At 77.8% G+C, this 15,558-nt stretch carries 15 protein-coding genes and 1 pseudogene; 9 read left to right on the top strand and 7 right to left on the bottom strand.

Features of this window, described 5'->3' with window-relative positions:
- Together EJA20_RS10630 and EJA20_RS18705 are read right to left on the bottom strand one after the other, a co-directional pair.
- Window positions 1-291: pseudogene (locus tag EJA20_RS10630) on the bottom strand (hypothetical protein); the annotation flags it as partial.
- 146 nt (window positions 292-437) lie between these two features.
- Window positions 438-596, bottom strand: coding sequence for a hypothetical protein (locus tag EJA20_RS18705; protein ID WP_164983937.1), 159 nt, complete (start codon window positions 594-596; stop codon window positions 438-440).
- 353 nt (window positions 597-949) lie between these two features.
- On the opposite strand from EJA20_RS18705, the gene EJA20_RS10625 reads away from it, so the two are divergent.
- Together EJA20_RS10625 and EJA20_RS10620 are read left to right on the top strand one after the other, a co-directional pair.
- On the top strand, window positions 950-3,103 hold the full coding sequence (locus EJA20_RS10625) for a DEAD/DEAH box helicase (RefSeq protein ID WP_129338128.1): 2,154 nt from the start codon (window positions 950-952) through the stop codon (window positions 3,101-3,103).
- A 79-nt stretch (window positions 3,104-3,182) separates the two neighbouring features.
- Window positions 3,183-4,415: an MFS transporter gene (locus EJA20_RS10620; protein ID WP_164983936.1), complete on the top strand. Its 1,233-nt coding sequence runs from the start codon at window positions 3,183-3,185 to the stop codon at window positions 4,413-4,415.
- A gap of 15 nt (window positions 4,416-4,430) precedes the next feature.
- On the opposite strand, the gene EJA20_RS10615 is transcribed toward EJA20_RS10620, so the two are convergent.
- A complete protein-coding gene (locus tag EJA20_RS10615) occupies window positions 4,431-4,859 on the bottom strand; it encodes a hypothetical protein (RefSeq protein ID WP_129338126.1) in 429 nt (142 codons plus the stop codon).
- A gap of 363 nt (window positions 4,860-5,222) precedes the next feature.
- On the opposite strand from EJA20_RS10615, the gene EJA20_RS10610 reads away from it, so the two are divergent.
- A complete protein-coding gene (locus EJA20_RS10610; RefSeq protein ID WP_129338125.1) occupies window positions 5,223-5,951 on the top strand; it encodes a DUF6518 family protein in 729 nt (242 codons plus the stop codon).
- Between the two features lie 115 nt (window positions 5,952-6,066).
- Here EJA20_RS10610 and EJA20_RS10605 read toward each other — a convergent pair whose 3' ends face one another.
- Entirely contained in the window at window positions 6,067-6,561 is a 495-nt protein-coding gene (locus tag EJA20_RS10605) for a DUF2382 domain-containing protein (RefSeq protein ID WP_164983935.1), read from the bottom strand.
- Between the two features lie 140 nt (window positions 6,562-6,701).
- Between EJA20_RS10605 and EJA20_RS10600 the strand changes: the two genes are divergently transcribed.
- Window positions 6,702-7,484, top strand: coding sequence for an SOS response-associated peptidase (locus tag EJA20_RS10600; protein WP_129338123.1), 783 nt, complete (start codon window positions 6,702-6,704; stop codon window positions 7,482-7,484).
- A 38-nt stretch (window positions 7,485-7,522) separates the two neighbouring features.
- Here the strand turns inward: EJA20_RS10600 and EJA20_RS10595 are convergent, their stop codons facing one another.
- On the bottom strand, window positions 7,523-8,842 hold the full coding sequence (locus tag EJA20_RS10595; protein ID WP_240675348.1) for an adenylate/guanylate cyclase domain-containing protein: 1,320 nt from the start codon (window positions 8,840-8,842) through the stop codon (window positions 7,523-7,525).
- Between the two features lie 15 nt (window positions 8,843-8,857).
- Complete coding sequence (locus EJA20_RS10590) at window positions 8,858-9,715, bottom strand: biotin--[acetyl-CoA-carboxylase] ligase (RefSeq protein WP_129338122.1); 858 nt, start codon at window positions 9,713-9,715, stop codon at window positions 8,858-8,860.
- A 149-nt stretch (window positions 9,716-9,864) separates the two neighbouring features.
- On the opposite strand from EJA20_RS10590, the gene EJA20_RS10585 reads away from it, so the two are divergent.
- The 5 genes from EJA20_RS10585 (at window position 9,865) to EJA20_RS10570 (ending at window position 14,796) form a co-directional block, all read left to right on the top strand.
- Entirely contained in the window at window positions 9,865-11,586 is a 1,722-nt protein-coding gene (locus EJA20_RS10585; protein ID WP_129338121.1) for an acyl-CoA carboxylase subunit beta, read from the top strand.
- Complete coding sequence (locus EJA20_RS18700; protein ID WP_164983934.1) at window positions 11,583-12,326, top strand: hypothetical protein; 744 nt, start codon at window positions 11,583-11,585, stop codon at window positions 12,324-12,326. The genes EJA20_RS10585 and EJA20_RS18700 overlap by 4 nt, the downstream gene beginning before the upstream one ends.
- Window positions 12,323-12,613: an acyl-CoA carboxylase epsilon subunit gene (locus EJA20_RS18695; protein WP_164983933.1), complete on the top strand. Its 291-nt coding sequence runs from the start codon at window positions 12,323-12,325 to the stop codon at window positions 12,611-12,613. The genes EJA20_RS18700 and EJA20_RS18695 overlap by 4 nt, the downstream gene beginning before the upstream one ends.
- Before the next feature lie 9 nt (window positions 12,614-12,622).
- On the top strand, window positions 12,623-14,329 hold the full coding sequence (locus EJA20_RS10575) for a DUF885 domain-containing protein (RefSeq protein WP_129338119.1): 1,707 nt from the start codon (window positions 12,623-12,625) through the stop codon (window positions 14,327-14,329).
- A 197-nt stretch (window positions 14,330-14,526) separates the two neighbouring features.
- Window positions 14,527-14,796, top strand: a complete 270-nt coding sequence (locus EJA20_RS10570; protein ID WP_205687452.1) for a hypothetical protein — start codon at window positions 14,527-14,529, stop codon at window positions 14,794-14,796.
- Here the strand turns inward: EJA20_RS10570 and EJA20_RS10565 are convergent.
- Window positions 14,768-15,481 carry a vitamin K epoxide reductase family protein gene (locus EJA20_RS10565; protein ID WP_240675346.1) on the bottom strand — a complete coding sequence of 238 codons (714 nt, stop codon included), beginning with the start codon at window positions 15,479-15,481 and terminating at the stop codon, window positions 14,768-14,770. The genes EJA20_RS10570 and EJA20_RS10565 overlap by 29 nt on opposite strands.
- Window positions 15,482-15,558 lie beyond the last annotated feature (77 nt).

Genomic DNA, 15,558 nt, shown 5'->3' with positions numbered 1-15,558 from the left:
GCCGTTGCAGGCGCCGACCGTCGTGGTGGTGGTCGTCGTGGCGGCGGAGGCCGGCGCGTCGGGGGCGGCCTCGGCGGGGTCGGCGACCGTGGACGCGTCGCCGCCGCGGGCGGCCCCGGTGGCGGCGGTGCCGACGGTGCCGACGGTGCCGGCGGTGCCGGCGGTGCCGACGGCTCCCGGCGCGCGGACGGGCGTGGGCACGACGGGACGGCCCTCGCGGGGGCGAGGGGCGGGGGCCGGGTCGGAGACGGGGAGGGTGTCGGACGGGGTGCAGCGGGTCTCGGCGCTCATCGCCGTCCATGGTGACACCTCACCGGCGTCCGCACGAATCGTTTCGACAGCCGCCCATCGGCGGGTCTGGGGCCGGTCTGGAGCGGGTCACGGGCCGGTGCTGACGGACCCGTCGCCGGTGTCCCGCGGCCTCTCGGAGGACGGCGTCAGCGCCCGGCGAGCAGAGGCAGCCCGAGCAGGGCGACGACGCCGGCGACCGTCACGAGGGCCCGGACCACGAGGGCGCCCGGGGCCGGCGCGCCCGTGGGCCGGTCGGGGAAGCTCGAGCCGAGGGGGCGCTCGTCGGCGCCGGAGGGCAGGTCCATGCCCGAGGGTCGCACGCCGACGGCGGTGCCGGGGCAGGTCGCGGGCCGTCCGGGGCGGCGCCGGTCGCCGCCCGCGCGGTCCTGGGGCCGGCCCTCGGGCGACCCCCGCGCCCGTCCGTCCCGCGCGGTGGCGCACCGAGGGGCCCGGGACATGTCACCATCGACCCGAGCACGGACGTCGGGCGGCGCAGGCCGCGACGCCGTGCGGTGAGCGTGCGCCCGATGCCGCCGCCCCGGGGCCGCGGCCCCCGCGGCACGGGCGCGGTGTCCGACGCCCCGCCCGGTCCCGGGCGGGCACGCGGCACGGCGCGTCGTGCCGCCCTCGCGGCGCGGACGCGGGAGACGGAGGAGAAGTGGCACGAGAGGGCCGACGTCGGTCCACGGGCACGCGCCCGGACGCCGGGGCGCAGCGCCGCCGCAGCCCCCGGGCGGTCGAGCCGGGCCTGGTCCCGGTGCTCGCGGGGATCGCCCGCGAGGTCGACGGTGCCGTCCAGCGCCCCCCGACGCGCCCCGCCGTGCGCACGAAGTTCCAGGTCGTGGCGCTGCTCGTCCGGCAGGAGCGCGCGCGGGTCACCGCCGACACCACCCTGTCCGCGTCGAGGCGGACGGAGCAGCTCAAGCGCCTCGACGGCGTCGCGACGATGCTCGCCCGCACGGCCGCCCGCGACACCTCCCTGCTCGCGCTCCTCGCCGAGGACGCCCGGGTCTCCGACGCCGCGCGCGCCTACACGGCCAGCGTCCTGCGCGCCGGCGGGGTCGAGCCCCCCGAGGAGCCGGAGCCCGAGGAGGCCCCCGCGCCCGCCGCTCCCCCGCCCGGCACCGAGAACCGCGTGGTCCCCCTGTCCGTCCTCGCGCGGCAGCGGGCGAACCCGTTCCTCGCCCCGGACTACGAGGCCGCCGCCGCGCGGGTCCCGACGCAGGCGCGGCGGCTGGCCGGGTGGGAGCTCCTCGAGCCGCTCTTCCGCAGCTTCGAGCAGGCCTCCCCGGGGGCGCCCGCCTGCATGCCGCTGCCCGACCCCCGCCCCGTGCGCGTCCCCGTCGGCCGCGAGCTCATGCCGCACCAGGCGCAGGTCGTCGCCGCGACCGCGCGCGGCCACCGCACGTTCCTGCTCGCCGACGAGCCCGGCCTGGGCAAGACCGCCCAGGCGCTGCTGGCCGCCCAGGTCGCGCAGGCGTACCCGCTCCTCGTCGTGGTACCCAACGTGGTGAAGACGAACTGGGCCCACGAGGTCGACCTGTGGACCCCGCAGCACCGGCCGACCGTCGTCCACGGCGACGGCGAGCGGGTCGACGGCTTCGCGGACGTCGTCATCGTCAACTACGAGCTCCTCGACCGGCACGTGGGCTGGCTCGGCGACTTCGGCTTCCGCGGGATGGTCGTCGACGAGGCGCACTTCATCAAGAACAAGCGCTCGCAGCGCTCGCAGCACGTGCTGGCCATCGCCGAGCGCATCCGCGAGCGCACGGGCCGCCCGCTGCTCATGGCGCTGACGGGCACGCCGCTCATCAACGACATCGAGGACTTCCGGGCGATCTGGCAGCTCCTCGGCTGGATCGACGACACGAAGCCGCTCGGCGCGCTGGGGGCGGCCCTCGAGGAGACGGGCCTGACGCCGGCCGACCCGGGGTTCTCGACCGCGGCGCGCGCCGCCGTCATCGACATGGGCGTCGTGCGCCGCCGCAAGGCCGACGTCGTCGCCGACATCCCCGCCCGTCGCGTCGCGGACCTGCCGGTCGAGCTCGACGGCGCCGCCGGGCGGTCGGTCCGGGCCGCCGAGGAGGCGCTGGCGCGGCGGCTCGTCGCCCGCTACCGGTCCGCCCTCGAGGTGCGCACGGGCAGCGCGACCTCCGACGAGGTGGACGTGGACCTGGCCCGCCGGGTCGCGGCGGCCGAGCTCAAGGACACCAGCTCGGCCGGCGGCGAGAACGTCTTCACGATGGTGCGCCGCATCGGCCAGGCGAAGGCCGGGCTGGCGGCGGACTACGCCGCCCAGCTGGCCCGCAACGTCGGCAAGGTCGTCTTCTTCGCCAAGCACGTCGACGTCATGGACACCGCCGAGCAGACCTTCGCCGAGCGCGGGATCCGGTACGCCTCCATCCGCGGCGACCAGACCCCGAAGGTGCGCGAGCGGAACGTCACGGCGTTCGTCGAGGACCCCGAGGTGGCGATCGTCGTGTGCTCCCTCACCGCGGCCGGCGTGGGCCTCAACCTCCAGGTCGCCTCGAACCTCGTGCTCGCCGAGCTGTCCTGGACCTACGCCGAGCAGACGCAGGCCATCGACCGCATCCACCGCATCGGCCAGGCCGAGCCCGTCACCGCGTGGCGGGTCATCGCGGCGCAGACCGTCGACGCCCGCATCGCCGAGCTCATCGACAGCAAGTCCGGCCTGGCCGCCCGTGCCCTCGACGGCGCGGCGGAGGAGGACGTCACCTCCTCCTCGGACGTGCAGCTCGACACGCTCGTCGGGCTGCTCGTGGACGCGCTGGAGGCGGAGCGTCCGGTCTGACCGGGGACCGGCGGCGTGGGGCCCCGAGGACACGGACGGGGCGAGGCCCGTGGCCTCGGCTAGGGTCCCGCGCGTGCCCGTGGCCCCACCCCGCCCGTCCCCCGCTGTCAACCCCCCGCTGCCGACCTTCCGCCTGCTCGTCCTGGCCGGGGCGATCTTCGCCTCCGTCTCCAGCGAGTTCCTGCCGACGGGGCTGCTGCCCGAGATCGCCGACGGCGTCGGCGTGCGCGAGTCGCGGGTGGGGCTGCTGGTCTCGGTGTTCGCGGCGACCGTCGCGCTCACCTCGATCCCCGTGACGCTCGCGACCCAGCGGTTCGACCGCAAGCGGCTGCTCGTCGTCACCCTGTCGGTGTTCGCGGTCACGAACGTCCTGGCGGCGGTGGCGCCGACCTACGAGGCCCTGCTGGCCTCCCGGGTGGTCGGCGGGCTGGCGCACGGGCTGTTCTGGTCGGTGGCGGGCCCCTACGCCACGTTCCTCGTGCCGGGCACGCAGCTGGCCCGGGCGATCGCGATCACCTCCGGCGGCGGCTCGCTCGCGTTCATCCTCGGGGTGCCGTTCACGGCCGCCCTGGGGCACGCCTTCGGCTGGCGGGCGGCCTTCGGCGTGATGGCGCTGCTCGTCGTCGTGTTCGTCGTCCTCGTCGTCGTGGCCCTGCCGTCCGTGGAGCACCGCCCCCGGGCCTCGGCGGGCACCCCGACGACCCCCCTGCACCGGGACCGGTCCCTCGTCGGGGTCGGGATCGTGGCCGTGTCGGCCGTCGTCCTGTGCACGGGGCACAACGCCTTCTCCACCTACATCGCGCCCTGGACCATCGACGTCGGGGGCGTCACGCCCGACGGGCTGAGCCTCGTCCTGCTCGCCCTCGGCATCGCGGGCCTCGTCGGCGCGGTGCTCGCCGGCGCGCTCGGCGACCGGCGGCCGCGGCTCGTGCTGGCCGCCGGCGGCGGGGGCGGCGCGGTGCTGCTCGTCGCCCTCGCGACCTCCGTCGGCACGCTGCCCCTCGTGCTCGCGGTCCTGGTGGTGTACTCGGTCGCCTTCGGCGTGATCCCGCCGATGATCCACACCCGCAACATGCAGGCCGCGTCCGTGCCGGCGCGCAGCCTGGCCGGCTCCGTCGTGACGACCGCGTTCAACATCGGGATCGGGGCGGGGGCGCTCCTCGGCGGCGTCGTCCTCGACGGCCCGGGGGTGGAGGCCATCCCGTGGGTGGCGGCCGCGGTGCTGGGGGCGGGCACCCTGTTCGTGGTCGCCACCGACCGGACGCGGCTGCGGCACCGGCCGCTCGAGCTCGGGGTCCGCGTCCGCTCCTGACTGTCGGCCGCCCCGTCAGCGCGCGGTGGCGGACGCCGCGACGCCCAGGGCCGTGATGCCGAGCCCGGACGACACGGCGAGCAGCGCGCCGCCGAGGACCGCCAGGAACGCGCCGGTCGCGGTCCGCCCCTGCCGGCGCGGGGTGACGTCCGACGGGTCGTCGCGCGCGGCCCAGACCGTGCCGTCGAAGCCCGGCGACATCCCCGGGGCTCGCACGACCCAGACGAACATCGACGCGCGCAGCGGCGAGCCGTCCGGCGCCGGGTACTCCACCACGACCTGCGAACCGCTGACGGCCCACGTCCGGGAGACGAGCCGGGCCGGCAGCCGGACGCGGTCGACGGCACGCGCCCGGGACACCCGGACCAGACCCACGACGACGAGGACGACCCCTGCGACGAGGCACGCGGTGGCCAGGGTGATGAGGGCGGCGGGGCCGGTCATCGCCGGGCGGGACGGCGGTCGGCGGGGCGGGGTGGCATGCGGGTCTCCGGCATCGGGGCGGCGGGGCGGCGGGGCGGGGCGGGGCGGGGCAGGGCGGGGCGGGGCGGGGCGGGGCGCCAGCCTCGCACGCGGGGCGCTGCAGCCGGGCCGGCCTGGACGAGCGGACGACCCCCGGCCGCAGGGACCCGGACACCGGGCGGCGGCGGGGCCGACCGGGGCCGACGGGGTCGGACGGGGGCCGATGGGGGCCGACGGGGGCCGACGGGGGCCGACGGGGGCTCAGCCTGGGGGATGAGCTGCCGGGCGCCGCGGTCCGACCGGGCGCCGATGCCCGGGGCACCGGCGGTCCGGCAGCCTGCGACCATGAGCCGACCCGCCGCCACGCCGACCGCGCCGATCGCGCCGACCGCGCCGACCGCGCCGAACCTCTCGTCGGCCGCGCGCGCCCGGTGGGTCGTGCCGGAGGCCGGCGCGGGGGTCGCGGTGGTGCTCGGTGCCGCGGTGCTGGTCGGGGTGCTGTGGGGTGCCGCGACCTCCGGTCTCCAGACGGTGCTGCCCCGGCCCTTCGCGGGGCTGGCCAACGCCGTGGGCCCATGGGTCGCGCCCGCCTTCCTGGTCGGCGCCTGGAGCCGGCGGCCCTGGACGGCGGTGCTGGCCGGCGTCCTGGTGTGCCTCGGCGAGGTCGCGGGCTACTACGCCCTGTCGGCGCTGCGCGGCTTCGGCGTCAACCCCGCCACGGTCGCGATGTGGGCCGCCACCGGTCTGCTCGGTGGACCGGTCCTGGGCGCGGCCGGGTGGTGCTGGCGGCGTCCGCGGTCGCTGCGCGTGGCCGCGCTCGGGCCGGCGCTGCTCGGCGGCGTCTTCCTCGCCGAGGGAGCGGTCACCTACGGGTTCTACCTCGGCTACGCGGCCGACGCGGTGGTGTTCTGCGTCCTCGGCGCCGTGGTCGTCGCGGTGCTGGGCGCCACCACCCCCGTGGCGCGGGCGGCCGGCAGGCGGGCCCGTGGCGTCGGCGTCGCGACGACCTGGCTGCTGCTGGTGCTGCCGCTGGGTGCGGCCGGCGAGGTGCTGCTGCACCGTCTCCTCACCTGAGCGGGTCGGGCGACCGCGCCCGTGCCGTCGTGGAGGGCCGGGGACGGGGAGCGGTCACGAACGCCGGGGGACGGGGGCCCACGGGCCGGAGCCCGCGGGGCAGCGGCGCGAGGGATCAGTCGACGAAGGGGCTGTCGGTGCCGTCGGTGTCGGTGCTGTCGGTGACGCCGGTGACGCCGGTGACGCCGGTGACGCCGGTGACGCCGGTGACGCCGGTGACGTCGACGACCTCGCGGCGCACGGTCGTCGGCACGCCGACGGTGCTGCTCACCGCGTCGACGTACACGAGCGCACGCTCCCGGGGCACGACGCGGGTGACCACCTCGACCTCCTCCTCGGACAGCACGATCTCGAGGACGGGTGACCCGGGGGTCCGCGGCAGCCCGTCGTCGGGGCCCACCGCGCCGGCGCCGTCGAGGGGCCGCTCCTCGACGACGAGCTCCTCGCGCCGGACGGTCACGGAGACCGTGCGCTGCTCCGTCACCACCCGCTTGCCGACGAGGACACGGCCGGTCGCCACGCGCTCCGTGCCTCCTTGCGCACGCTCCTCGGAGCGGACGACCTCGACGACCTCGCCGCTCGTGGTCCCTGTCGTGCTCTGCTCGTCCACGCGCGCTCCTCGGGTCGGGATGTCCCGTCCACCATGGCCCGCGGCACCCCTCTCGGCATCCCAGGGCGCGGCGCCGAGCGGTCGAAGCGGTCGAAGCGGTCGAGGTGGGCCGTGTCGGGGGGCGGTGGCAGGCTGGCCGCATGTGCGGTCGCTACGCCTCCTTCCGCGAGGACCAGGCCCTCGCCGACGAGTTCGCCGTCGCGGTGGTCGCCGACGACGTGCGGCTCCTGCCGCCCTCGTGGAACGTCGCGCCGACGGACGCGGTGCGCCTCGTCGTCGAGCGGGCGGACCGGGAGACCGGCGAGGTGGTCCGGCAGCTGCGGCTGGCGCGGTGGGGGCTGGTGCCCTCGTGGGCGAAGGACCCCTCCGTCGGCAGCCGGATGATCAACGCGCGGGTGGAGACGCTGCTGGAGAGGCCCGCGTTCGCCAAGCCCTTCGCGGTGCGGCGGGCCCTGCTGCCGGCCGACGGCTACTACGAGTGGCAGAAGCCGCCGGAGGGCACGAAGGGGCGCAAGCAGCCGTACTGGATCCACGCCGAGGACGGGTCCGTGCTCGCGCTGGCCGGGCTGTACGAGTTCTGGAAGGACCCGACGAAGGCCGACGACGACCCCGACCGGTGGCTCGTCAGCGCCACGGTCATCACCCGGCCGGCCACGCCGGCGCTCGCGCCCGTGCACGACCGGCAGCCGCTCGCGCTGCCGCCCGACCGGTGGGAGGCGTGGCTCGACCCGGCGGTCGACGCGCACGGCGCGAGGGCGCTGCTCGAGGTGGTGCCGCCGCCCCTCGTCGCCACGCCGGTGTCCACGCGCGTCAACGCGGTGGCGAACGACGGCCCGGACCTCGTCGAGCCCGTCGCTCCGGACGCGCCCGTGCCCGGCGAGCTGCCCCTCGACACGCCCGGCGGGGCGGCCGGCGGCCGCTGACCGCACACGGCCACGCCCACGCGGCCGGGACGCGCACCTCAGCCGGCCAGGCGCTCCAGCCGGAAGGCGTCGACGGGGCCCAGGCCGCTGAGCTCCCGCGTGCCCACCGGGGCGCAGCGCAGCTCGGCGTCGTGCGCCAGGGCGGAGGCGGTCGGGGCGTCGACGAGCACCGTCCCGGGGTCGGCGGCGTCCGTGAGGCGCGCGGCGAGGTTGACGCTGGGGCCGAACACGTCGCCGAAGCGCGAGAGCACGCGCCCCCACACGAAGCCGACCCGCACGGGCGTGGCACCGCCGGCCGTCGGAAGACCCTCCGCCTCCCGCGCCCCCGTCCGCGGCTGGCCCTTCACCGCCCCGAGCTTGGGCATGCGGCCCGCGTGGCCCGCGCCGGTGGCGGCGTCGACCGGGGTCGCGGGGTCGACGCCGAACGCCTCCGCGAGCCCGAGCGCGACCCGGGCCCCGGTGGCGGGGTCGTCGGCCGCGAAGAGCACCGCGTCCCCGATGGTCTTCACCACGCGCCCGCCCTCCGCCGCCACGACGTCCCGGGTGGCGGCCTCGAAGCGCTGCACGAACTCCGACAGCTCGACGGGGCCGAGGCGTGCGGTGCGGCGGGTGAAGGACACCATGTCGGCGAATCCCACCCCGCGGGCCAGCGGCAGCGCGAGGGGGTCGTCGCCGGGGGCCGCGGCCTCGCCGAACTCCGCGGCGTACCGGCCGGCGATCGCGGCGAGCTGGCGGCGGTAGGAGTGGACGAGCTGCTCCTCCAGGAGCGGCACGATCTCGGGCAACCGGTCGATGACCAGGAGCCGGGCGCTGACGTCGTCGAGGCCGAGGCGCGTGCCGAGGTCCTCGACGAGCGCCTCCACCTGCCACAGCGCCAGCCGGTCGGAGGTGTGGCCGAGGGCGCGCACGAGGGACGTCACCGTCGCCGCCTGCAGGCCCTTGTCCCGCACGAGGGCGGTCGAGCGCTCCATGGCGCGCGCGTCGGCCTCCGTGAGCAGCAGCTCGTCGGGGTCCGCGTGGGGCAGGCCCAGGGTGCGCCAGTAGGCCCGCACCTCGTCGACCCCCACCCCGAGGCGGACGGCCAGGTCCCGCATGCTCCAGCGGCGCGGACCGCCGAGGAGCGCGTCGTCGAGGCGACCGGCGGTGCCCTCGCGCTCGGCCCCGTCCCCCGCGGGTCCGGAGGGTCCGGCGGCGCCGCCGGGCCCGGGCGTCACGCGCCCTCCCCCGGGCCGCTCGGCCGGACCGCCGGGGACGTCCGGCGACGGGCTCCCCGACGGCTCCGTGCCGGCCGCGCCGGGGGGCGGCACGCCGTCGCGGCGGGCCGGCGGGGCGTCGCCGTCGCGGGGGAGGTCGAGCACGGCGACGAGACTAGATCACGCACCCGTGCGCACGTGATGGACGTCACCCGAGAGGGCGGCGACCGTCGTCCCGTCGGCCGTCTCGACGAGGAGCGCGCCGTCGTCCCGCAGGGCGGTCGCCCGGCCGACGAGGGGCGGGACGTCGCTGCCCGGGGCGGCGTCGACGCGGACGCTCTCGCCGAGGGTCGCGCAGGCCCCCGCGACGGCGGCGACGACCTCACCCGGAGCCCCGGCCATCGCGCGCAGGAGCTCGTCGAGCCGCAGGACGAGGGCCACGAGCAGGTCCTCCCGGCGCACGCGGGCTCCGGCCGCGCGCAGCGAGGTCGCGTGCGGCACGGGCAGCTCCTCCGCCCCCTGGTCGACGTTCAGCCCCACGCCGAGGACGACGGCCGGCGGCCCGGGCTCGCCGGCGGCGGGCGGGACGACCTGCGCCAGGACGCCCCCGACCTTGCGCCACGGCCCCCACCCCGCGAGCGCACCGGCGGCCCCGGCCGGCAGCAGGACGTCGTTCGGCCACTTGAGGCGGGCGCCCGGGACGCCGACGTCCGCCAGGGCCCGCACCGCCGCGAGGCCGCCGACGAGCGGCACGAGCCCGGCGTCGGCCGCGGGGCGCACGAGCAGGCTCGCCGTGACGGCGGCCCCCGGCGGCGTCGACCAGCCGCGGCCCGCCCGCCCCCGGCCCGCGCTCTGGTGGTCCGCGACGAGCAGCGCCGGCGCCGGCCAGGCGGCGGCGTCGGCGCGCGCGGCGGCGGCGAGGTCCTCGTTCGTCGAGCCGGCGCGCCCGACCACCTCGAGCCGGGCCAGGGGTCCGGCCGGGGCGGCGAGGCGCGCACGCAGGGCCTCGGCGTCGAGCGGGTCGCGGGCGTCCGTCATGGCGCCATCCTGCCCGGGCGCGCCGTGCGGGGGAACGGCCCGGCGCCACCCACCGGCCTCGGCTTTGGAGGTTTCCACCGACACGCCCGGGCCAGACAGGTGCCCGCCCTCCACGTGCCCTGTGGGAGCCGACAACTACCGTGGGCCAGATGACGCAGACCGACCCCCGCCCGGCCGTGCCCGCCGCGCCCGCCGAGCCCGCCGTGGCCCCCGGGCCCGGTGGCGCCGAGCCCGCCGCGCCCGCGTCCCCCGCGTCCCCCGCATCCCCCGCGTCCCCCGCGCCCGCCGGCCCGGACGGGGCCGGCCCGCGCACGACCGCCGCCCGCCTGGCGGACCTGCACGCCCGGCAGGGCGCCGCCCGCGCCGCCGAGGCGTCCGCCGCCGAGAAGCAGCACGCGCGCGGCAAGCGCACGGCCCGCGAGCGCGTCGAGGCGCTGCTGGACGAGGGCTCGTTCGTCGAGCTCGACGCGCTCGTGCGGCACCGGTCGACGAACTTCGGCCTCGACCGCCGGCGCGTGCCCGGGGACGGCGTCGTCGCCGGCCACGGCACGGTCGACGGGCGCCCCGTGTGCGTGTACGCCCAGGACTTCACGGTCTTCGGCGGCAGCCTCGGGGAGGTGCACGGCGAGAAGATCACGAAGGTCATGGACCTCGCGCTGCGCACCGGCGTGCCGCTCGTGGGGATCAGCGACGGCGGCGGCGCGCGCATCCAGGAGGGCGTGGCCGGCCTCACGCAGTTCGCGGAGATCTTCCGCCGCAACGTCGCCGCGTCCGGCGTCATCCCGCAGATCAGCCTCATCCTCGGCCCGTCGGCGGGCGGCGCGGTGTACTCCCCCGCCCTCACGGACTTCATCGTCATGGCCGACGGCACGTCGAACATGTTCATCACGGGCCCGGACGTCATCCGCGCGGTGACGGGCGAGGACGTCGGCTTCGAGGAGCTGGGCGGCGCCACGACGCACAACACGCGCTCCGGCGTGGCCCACTACCTGGCCGCCGACGAGGACGACGCCCTCGACTACGTCCGCGCCCTGCTGTCCCACCTGCCCTCGAACAACCTCGCCGACGCGCCGGAGTACCCGCACGAGGCGCCGCTGGAGCCGACGGAGGAGGACCTCGCGCTCGACGCGCTCGTCCCGGACTCGGACAACCAGCCCTACGACATGCGCACGGTGGTCGAGACGGTGCTCGACGAGGGGCTGCTGGAGGTCCAGCCGCTCTTCGCGCCGAACGTGCTCGTCGGCTTCGGGCACGTGGAGGGCCGCACGGTCGGCGTGGTGGCGAACCAGCCCCTGTCCATGGCGGGCACGCTCGACATCAACGCCGCGGAGAAGGCCGCCCGCTTCGTGCGCACGTGCGACGCCTTCAACGTGCCGGTCCTGACGTTCGTCGACGTGCCCGGCTTCCTGCCCGGCACGGACCAGGAGTGGAACGGGATCATCCGCCGCGGCGCGAAGCTCATCTACGCCTACGCCGAGGCCACCGTCCCGCTCGTCACCGTCATCACCCGCAAGGCCTACGGCGGCGCCTACATCGTCATGGGCTCCAAGCAGCTCGGCGCCGACGTCAACCTCGCGTGGCCGACGGCGCAGATCGCCGTGATGGGCGCCGGCGGCGCGGTGAACATCCTCCAGCGCGGCGCCCTCAGGGCCGTCGGCGAGGCGGGCGGCGACGTCGAGGCCGAGCGCGCCCGGCTCACCGCGGAGTACGAGGACGCGCTGGTGAACCCCTGGGACGCCGCCGACCGCGGCTACGTGGACGACGTCATCGCCCCCTCGGCGACCCGCGCCCACGTCACGCGCGCCCTGCGCCTGCTGCGCACGAAGCGCGCGAGCCTGCCGCCGAAGAAGCACGGGAACATCCCGCTGTGAGGGGCGGCGGGCCCGGCCGCCGGCAGGACGGACCGCACCAGGACCAGCACCACGACGAGCAGCACACGCACGACGAGCGCGAGGAGCACGGGATGCCCGACGAGCAGGGGACGCCCGACGAGGCCGCCGCGACCGGACCCGGCGGGCACGGGCCCGACGGGCACGGCGCCCACGACCCGGCGGGGCACGACCCGCACGTGGGCCACGACCACGACGACGAGCACGACGCCCGCACGCACGGCTCCGCCCCGCTCACGGGCGTCGACCCGGCGCCGCTGCACGCGCTCGTCGACGAGCTGGCGCAGGTGCTGCACGCCTACGTCGGCACGGCGGTCGGGGTGCGCGCGGAGTTCGGCGCCTCCGAGGCCGACGAGGACCCCCGCGTCCTCGCGCTCGAGCAGCGCGTCGGCAGCCTCAACGCCCGCCTCTACGACCTGCTGCACGAGCGGCTCGGGCTGCACCCCGACCTCACCGGGATGGCGTGGGACGACGGCGAGGACGACGAGGACGGCGGCCCGGTCGCCGGCGACGTCGAGACCTTCCACCTGGGCTTCGTCGTCGGCCCGCCGCCCGCGGACCGGACCTACGACTCCGCGCTCGACCTCGTCGACGCCGGCGGCGCGGAGATCGCCGAGCGCCTGGCGCAGGCGGGCTTCGCGGTGTCGGAGTGGGGCACGGCGCGCGGCGGACCGGTCGCCTTCGGCGACGACGACGACGAGGACGAGGACGACGAGCGGTGAGCGAGCCCCTCGCGCCGGCCGGCGCCGACCCGTCCGCCGTGCCCCTCGGGCGCAGCCAGGTGGCGGACGTGCCGCACGTGCAGGTCGTGCGCGGCACGCCCGACGAGGTCGAGCTCGCGGCGCTCGTCGCGGGTCTCGTCGCGGCCTCGAGCGCCGGGGCGGCGGCCGACCGCGCCGCGGCACCGGCCCCGGCCGCGCCGCGCTGGACCGACCGCGCGGCGGCGCTGCGCCGGTCGGCGGTGCCGGCGCCCGGCCCGGACGCGTGGCGCTGGAGCGCCCGCGGCTAGGGTCGGAGGGTGAGCCGCACGCAGCCCTCCCCCCGCACGCCCTCCCCCGTCGACGACCTGGCGGAGGAGTACTTCCGCACCACCTGCCGCCTCGACCCCATCACGGCCACCTCGGTCGGCGCCGTGGGCTACGACGCGGAGATGACGGACTTCTCGCCGGAGGGCCACGACGCCCGCGAGGCCGCCGCCCGCCGGACGCTCGCGGCGCTGGAGGCCCTCGTCGCCCGGCCCGGCACCGAGCTCGACGCGACGGACCGGGTGACGGTCGAGGCCATGCGCGAGCGCATCGGCATCGGGCTGGAGCTCGCGGCGGCGGGCGAGGACCTGCGCGACCTCAACACCATCGCGTCCCCGGCGCAGGGCGTGCGCGACGTCTTCGACCTCATGCCCACGTCCACGGAGGGCGACTGGGACGTGGTCGCCCGCCGCCTGCGCGCGCTGCCGGCCTCGCTCGCCGGGTACGGCGCCTCCCTGCGCCGCGCGGCGGACGCGGGCCAGGTGGCCGCCCTGCGGCAGGTCGAGGACGTCGTCGCCCAGACGGAGGAGCTGGCCGACCCGGCACGCTCGTTCTTCACGGAGCTCGCGGGCCGCGCCACGGACGTCCCCGGGAGCCTGCGCGAGGAGCTCGCCGCGGCCGCCGCGGGGGCGCGCGAGGCCTACGCCGGGCTGGCCCGGACGCTGCGCGAGGACCTGGCGCCGCGCGCGCCGCAGGAGGACGCGGTCGGTCGCGAGCGGTACGCGCTGTGGTCGCGGGCCTTCCTCGGCTCGGCCGTCGACCTGGAGGAGACGTACGCCTGGGGCGTCGCCGAGCTCGACGCGGTCATCGCCGAGCAGGCGGAGATCGCCGCCACCATCGCCGGGCCGGGCGCCGACCTCGCCGCCGCGACCGCGCTGCTCGAGGCGGACCCCGCCCGCCGCCTCGAGGGCACCGACGCCCTCCAGCGGTGGATGCAGGAGGTCTCGGACGCGGCCGTCGACGCCCTCGACGGCACGCACTTCACCATCCCGGAGCCCCTGCGCGCCCTCGAGTGCCGGATCGCGCCGACGCACACGGGTGGCATCTACTACACGCCCCCGAGCGACGACTTCAGCCGTCCCGGGCGCATGTGGTGGTCCGTGCCCGAGAGCGTCACCTCGTTCTCCCCCTGGCGGGAGCGCACGACCGTCTACCACGAGGGCGTCCCGGGCCACCACCTGCAGCTCGGCCGCGCGGTGGCGGAGCGCTCGCTGAACTCCTGGCGCCGGATGCAGTGCTGGGTGTCGGGCCACGGCGAGGGCTGGGCGCTCTACGCCGAGACCCTCATGGCCGAGATGGGCTTCCTCGACGACCCCGCCGACCGGCTCGGCCTGCTCGAGAGCCGCCGCTTCCGGTCGGCCCGCGTCGTCTTCGACATCGGCACGCACCTCGGGCTGCCCGTCCCGGAGCGCTGGGGCGGCGGCACCTGGGACTGGGAGACCGGGGGCGCGTTCCTGCGCGAGAACCTCGCGATGGACCCGGCGCAGGTCCGCTTCGAGCACCTGCGGTACCTCGGCTGGCCGGGGCAGGCGCCGTCCTACCTCATCGGCGCCCGGCTGTGGCAGGGCGTGCGCGCCGACGCCGAGGCCCGCGCCACCGCGGCGGGCGGCACCCTCGACGTGCGCGGCTTCCACGACCGCGCGCTCGCCCTGGGCTCCCTGCCGCTCGACGTGCTGCGCACCGCGGTCGTGCCGTCCTGACGCCCGCCGACGACGTCGCCACCCGGGCCGGGGCGCCCGCGCCCGTCCCCGGCGGCGTCCCCCCGGGCACGCCCGCGGCGGCCGTCGGCCCCCTCGTCACGCCCGACGGCCGGTACCTCGTCGTCCGTGGGCGGCTGTGGCGCCGGTCGGACCCGTCGCTGGATCCCGGCGAGCGGGCGCGCCTGGTCACCGAGCTCATGGGCGCCCGGCGGGCGAAGGCGGCGGCGCTGGCCGCGGGCGACACCGCCGGCCGTGACGCCGCCCGCGCCCGGGTGGACGCCGCCAAGACGGCCCTGGGCGAGCGGGGCCCGGTCTGGTGGGACGACGGGGCGCCCGACCTCACGCGGCACCTGGCCCGCACCGGCCCCTACGCGGCGTGGTGGGCGACGGTCGCGGCGGCGGACGAGGGCGCGGCCGGCGACGGGCCGACCGCCCGTCCTAGGCGACGAGCGACGGGCCGTACCTGACGAGCACGACCGCCGCGAGCAGCACGAGCACCGCGACGGTGACGAACCAGTCGTTGCCCGCGGCGACGAACCGCCGCGCGGCGGGCCCGGCCGGCCCCGGCAGGCGCAGGTGCCGGTCGCGGACGTTGATCCGCGTGAGGCCGGCCCAGACCAGCGTGGTCGTCACCGTGATGAGCAGGCACCACGGGCACAGCGCGCCGATGTTCACGTAGGCCTCGTAGAAGAGCCAGTACGCGAAGACGAGGCCCGCCGTGTAGACGGCCTGCGCGGCGAGCATGTACCAGCGCGGGAACGTGACGCCGCCGAGCAGCGCCACGGCGAGGGTGATGACGACCGCCTCCGCCGCCAGCCCCAGGAACGCGTTGGGGAACCCGAACAGCGCGGCCTGGTCGCTGAGCGCGACCTTGCCGCAGGAGATGACGGCGTTGATGTCGCACGCCAGCGCGGCACCGGGGTCCGCCGCCAGCGTCACGGCCTCGACCGACAGCACGAAGGACGCGAGGAGGCCCAGCATCCCGGACACGACCATCTCGACGGCCGTCCGGCGGCGCCAGGCGAGCGGGGCCGGGCGCAGCAGGTCGGGGTCGGGGTCGGGCTCGCGGTCGGGCTCGCGGTCGGGCCCGGTGCCGTCGGCGGGGTCCGGGTCCAGGGGGACCTCCTCGTGCGCCGTGCGTGTCGCGCCCACCGTGCGTCCCCGTCCCCTCGTCGGCCCGCCCCTGCCGGCGGCCGTCCACCCACCCATCGGCAGCCGCACCGTCCCCG

It is taken from the genome of Cellulomonas endophytica (assembly GCF_004123805.1).
GTDB classification, from domain to species: Bacteria; Actinomycetota; Actinomycetes; order Actinomycetales; family Cellulomonadaceae; genus Cellulomonas; species Cellulomonas endophytica.
Note: the sequence above shows the minus strand (reverse complement) of the source record. Positions and strands in the feature narration are given on the sequence as shown.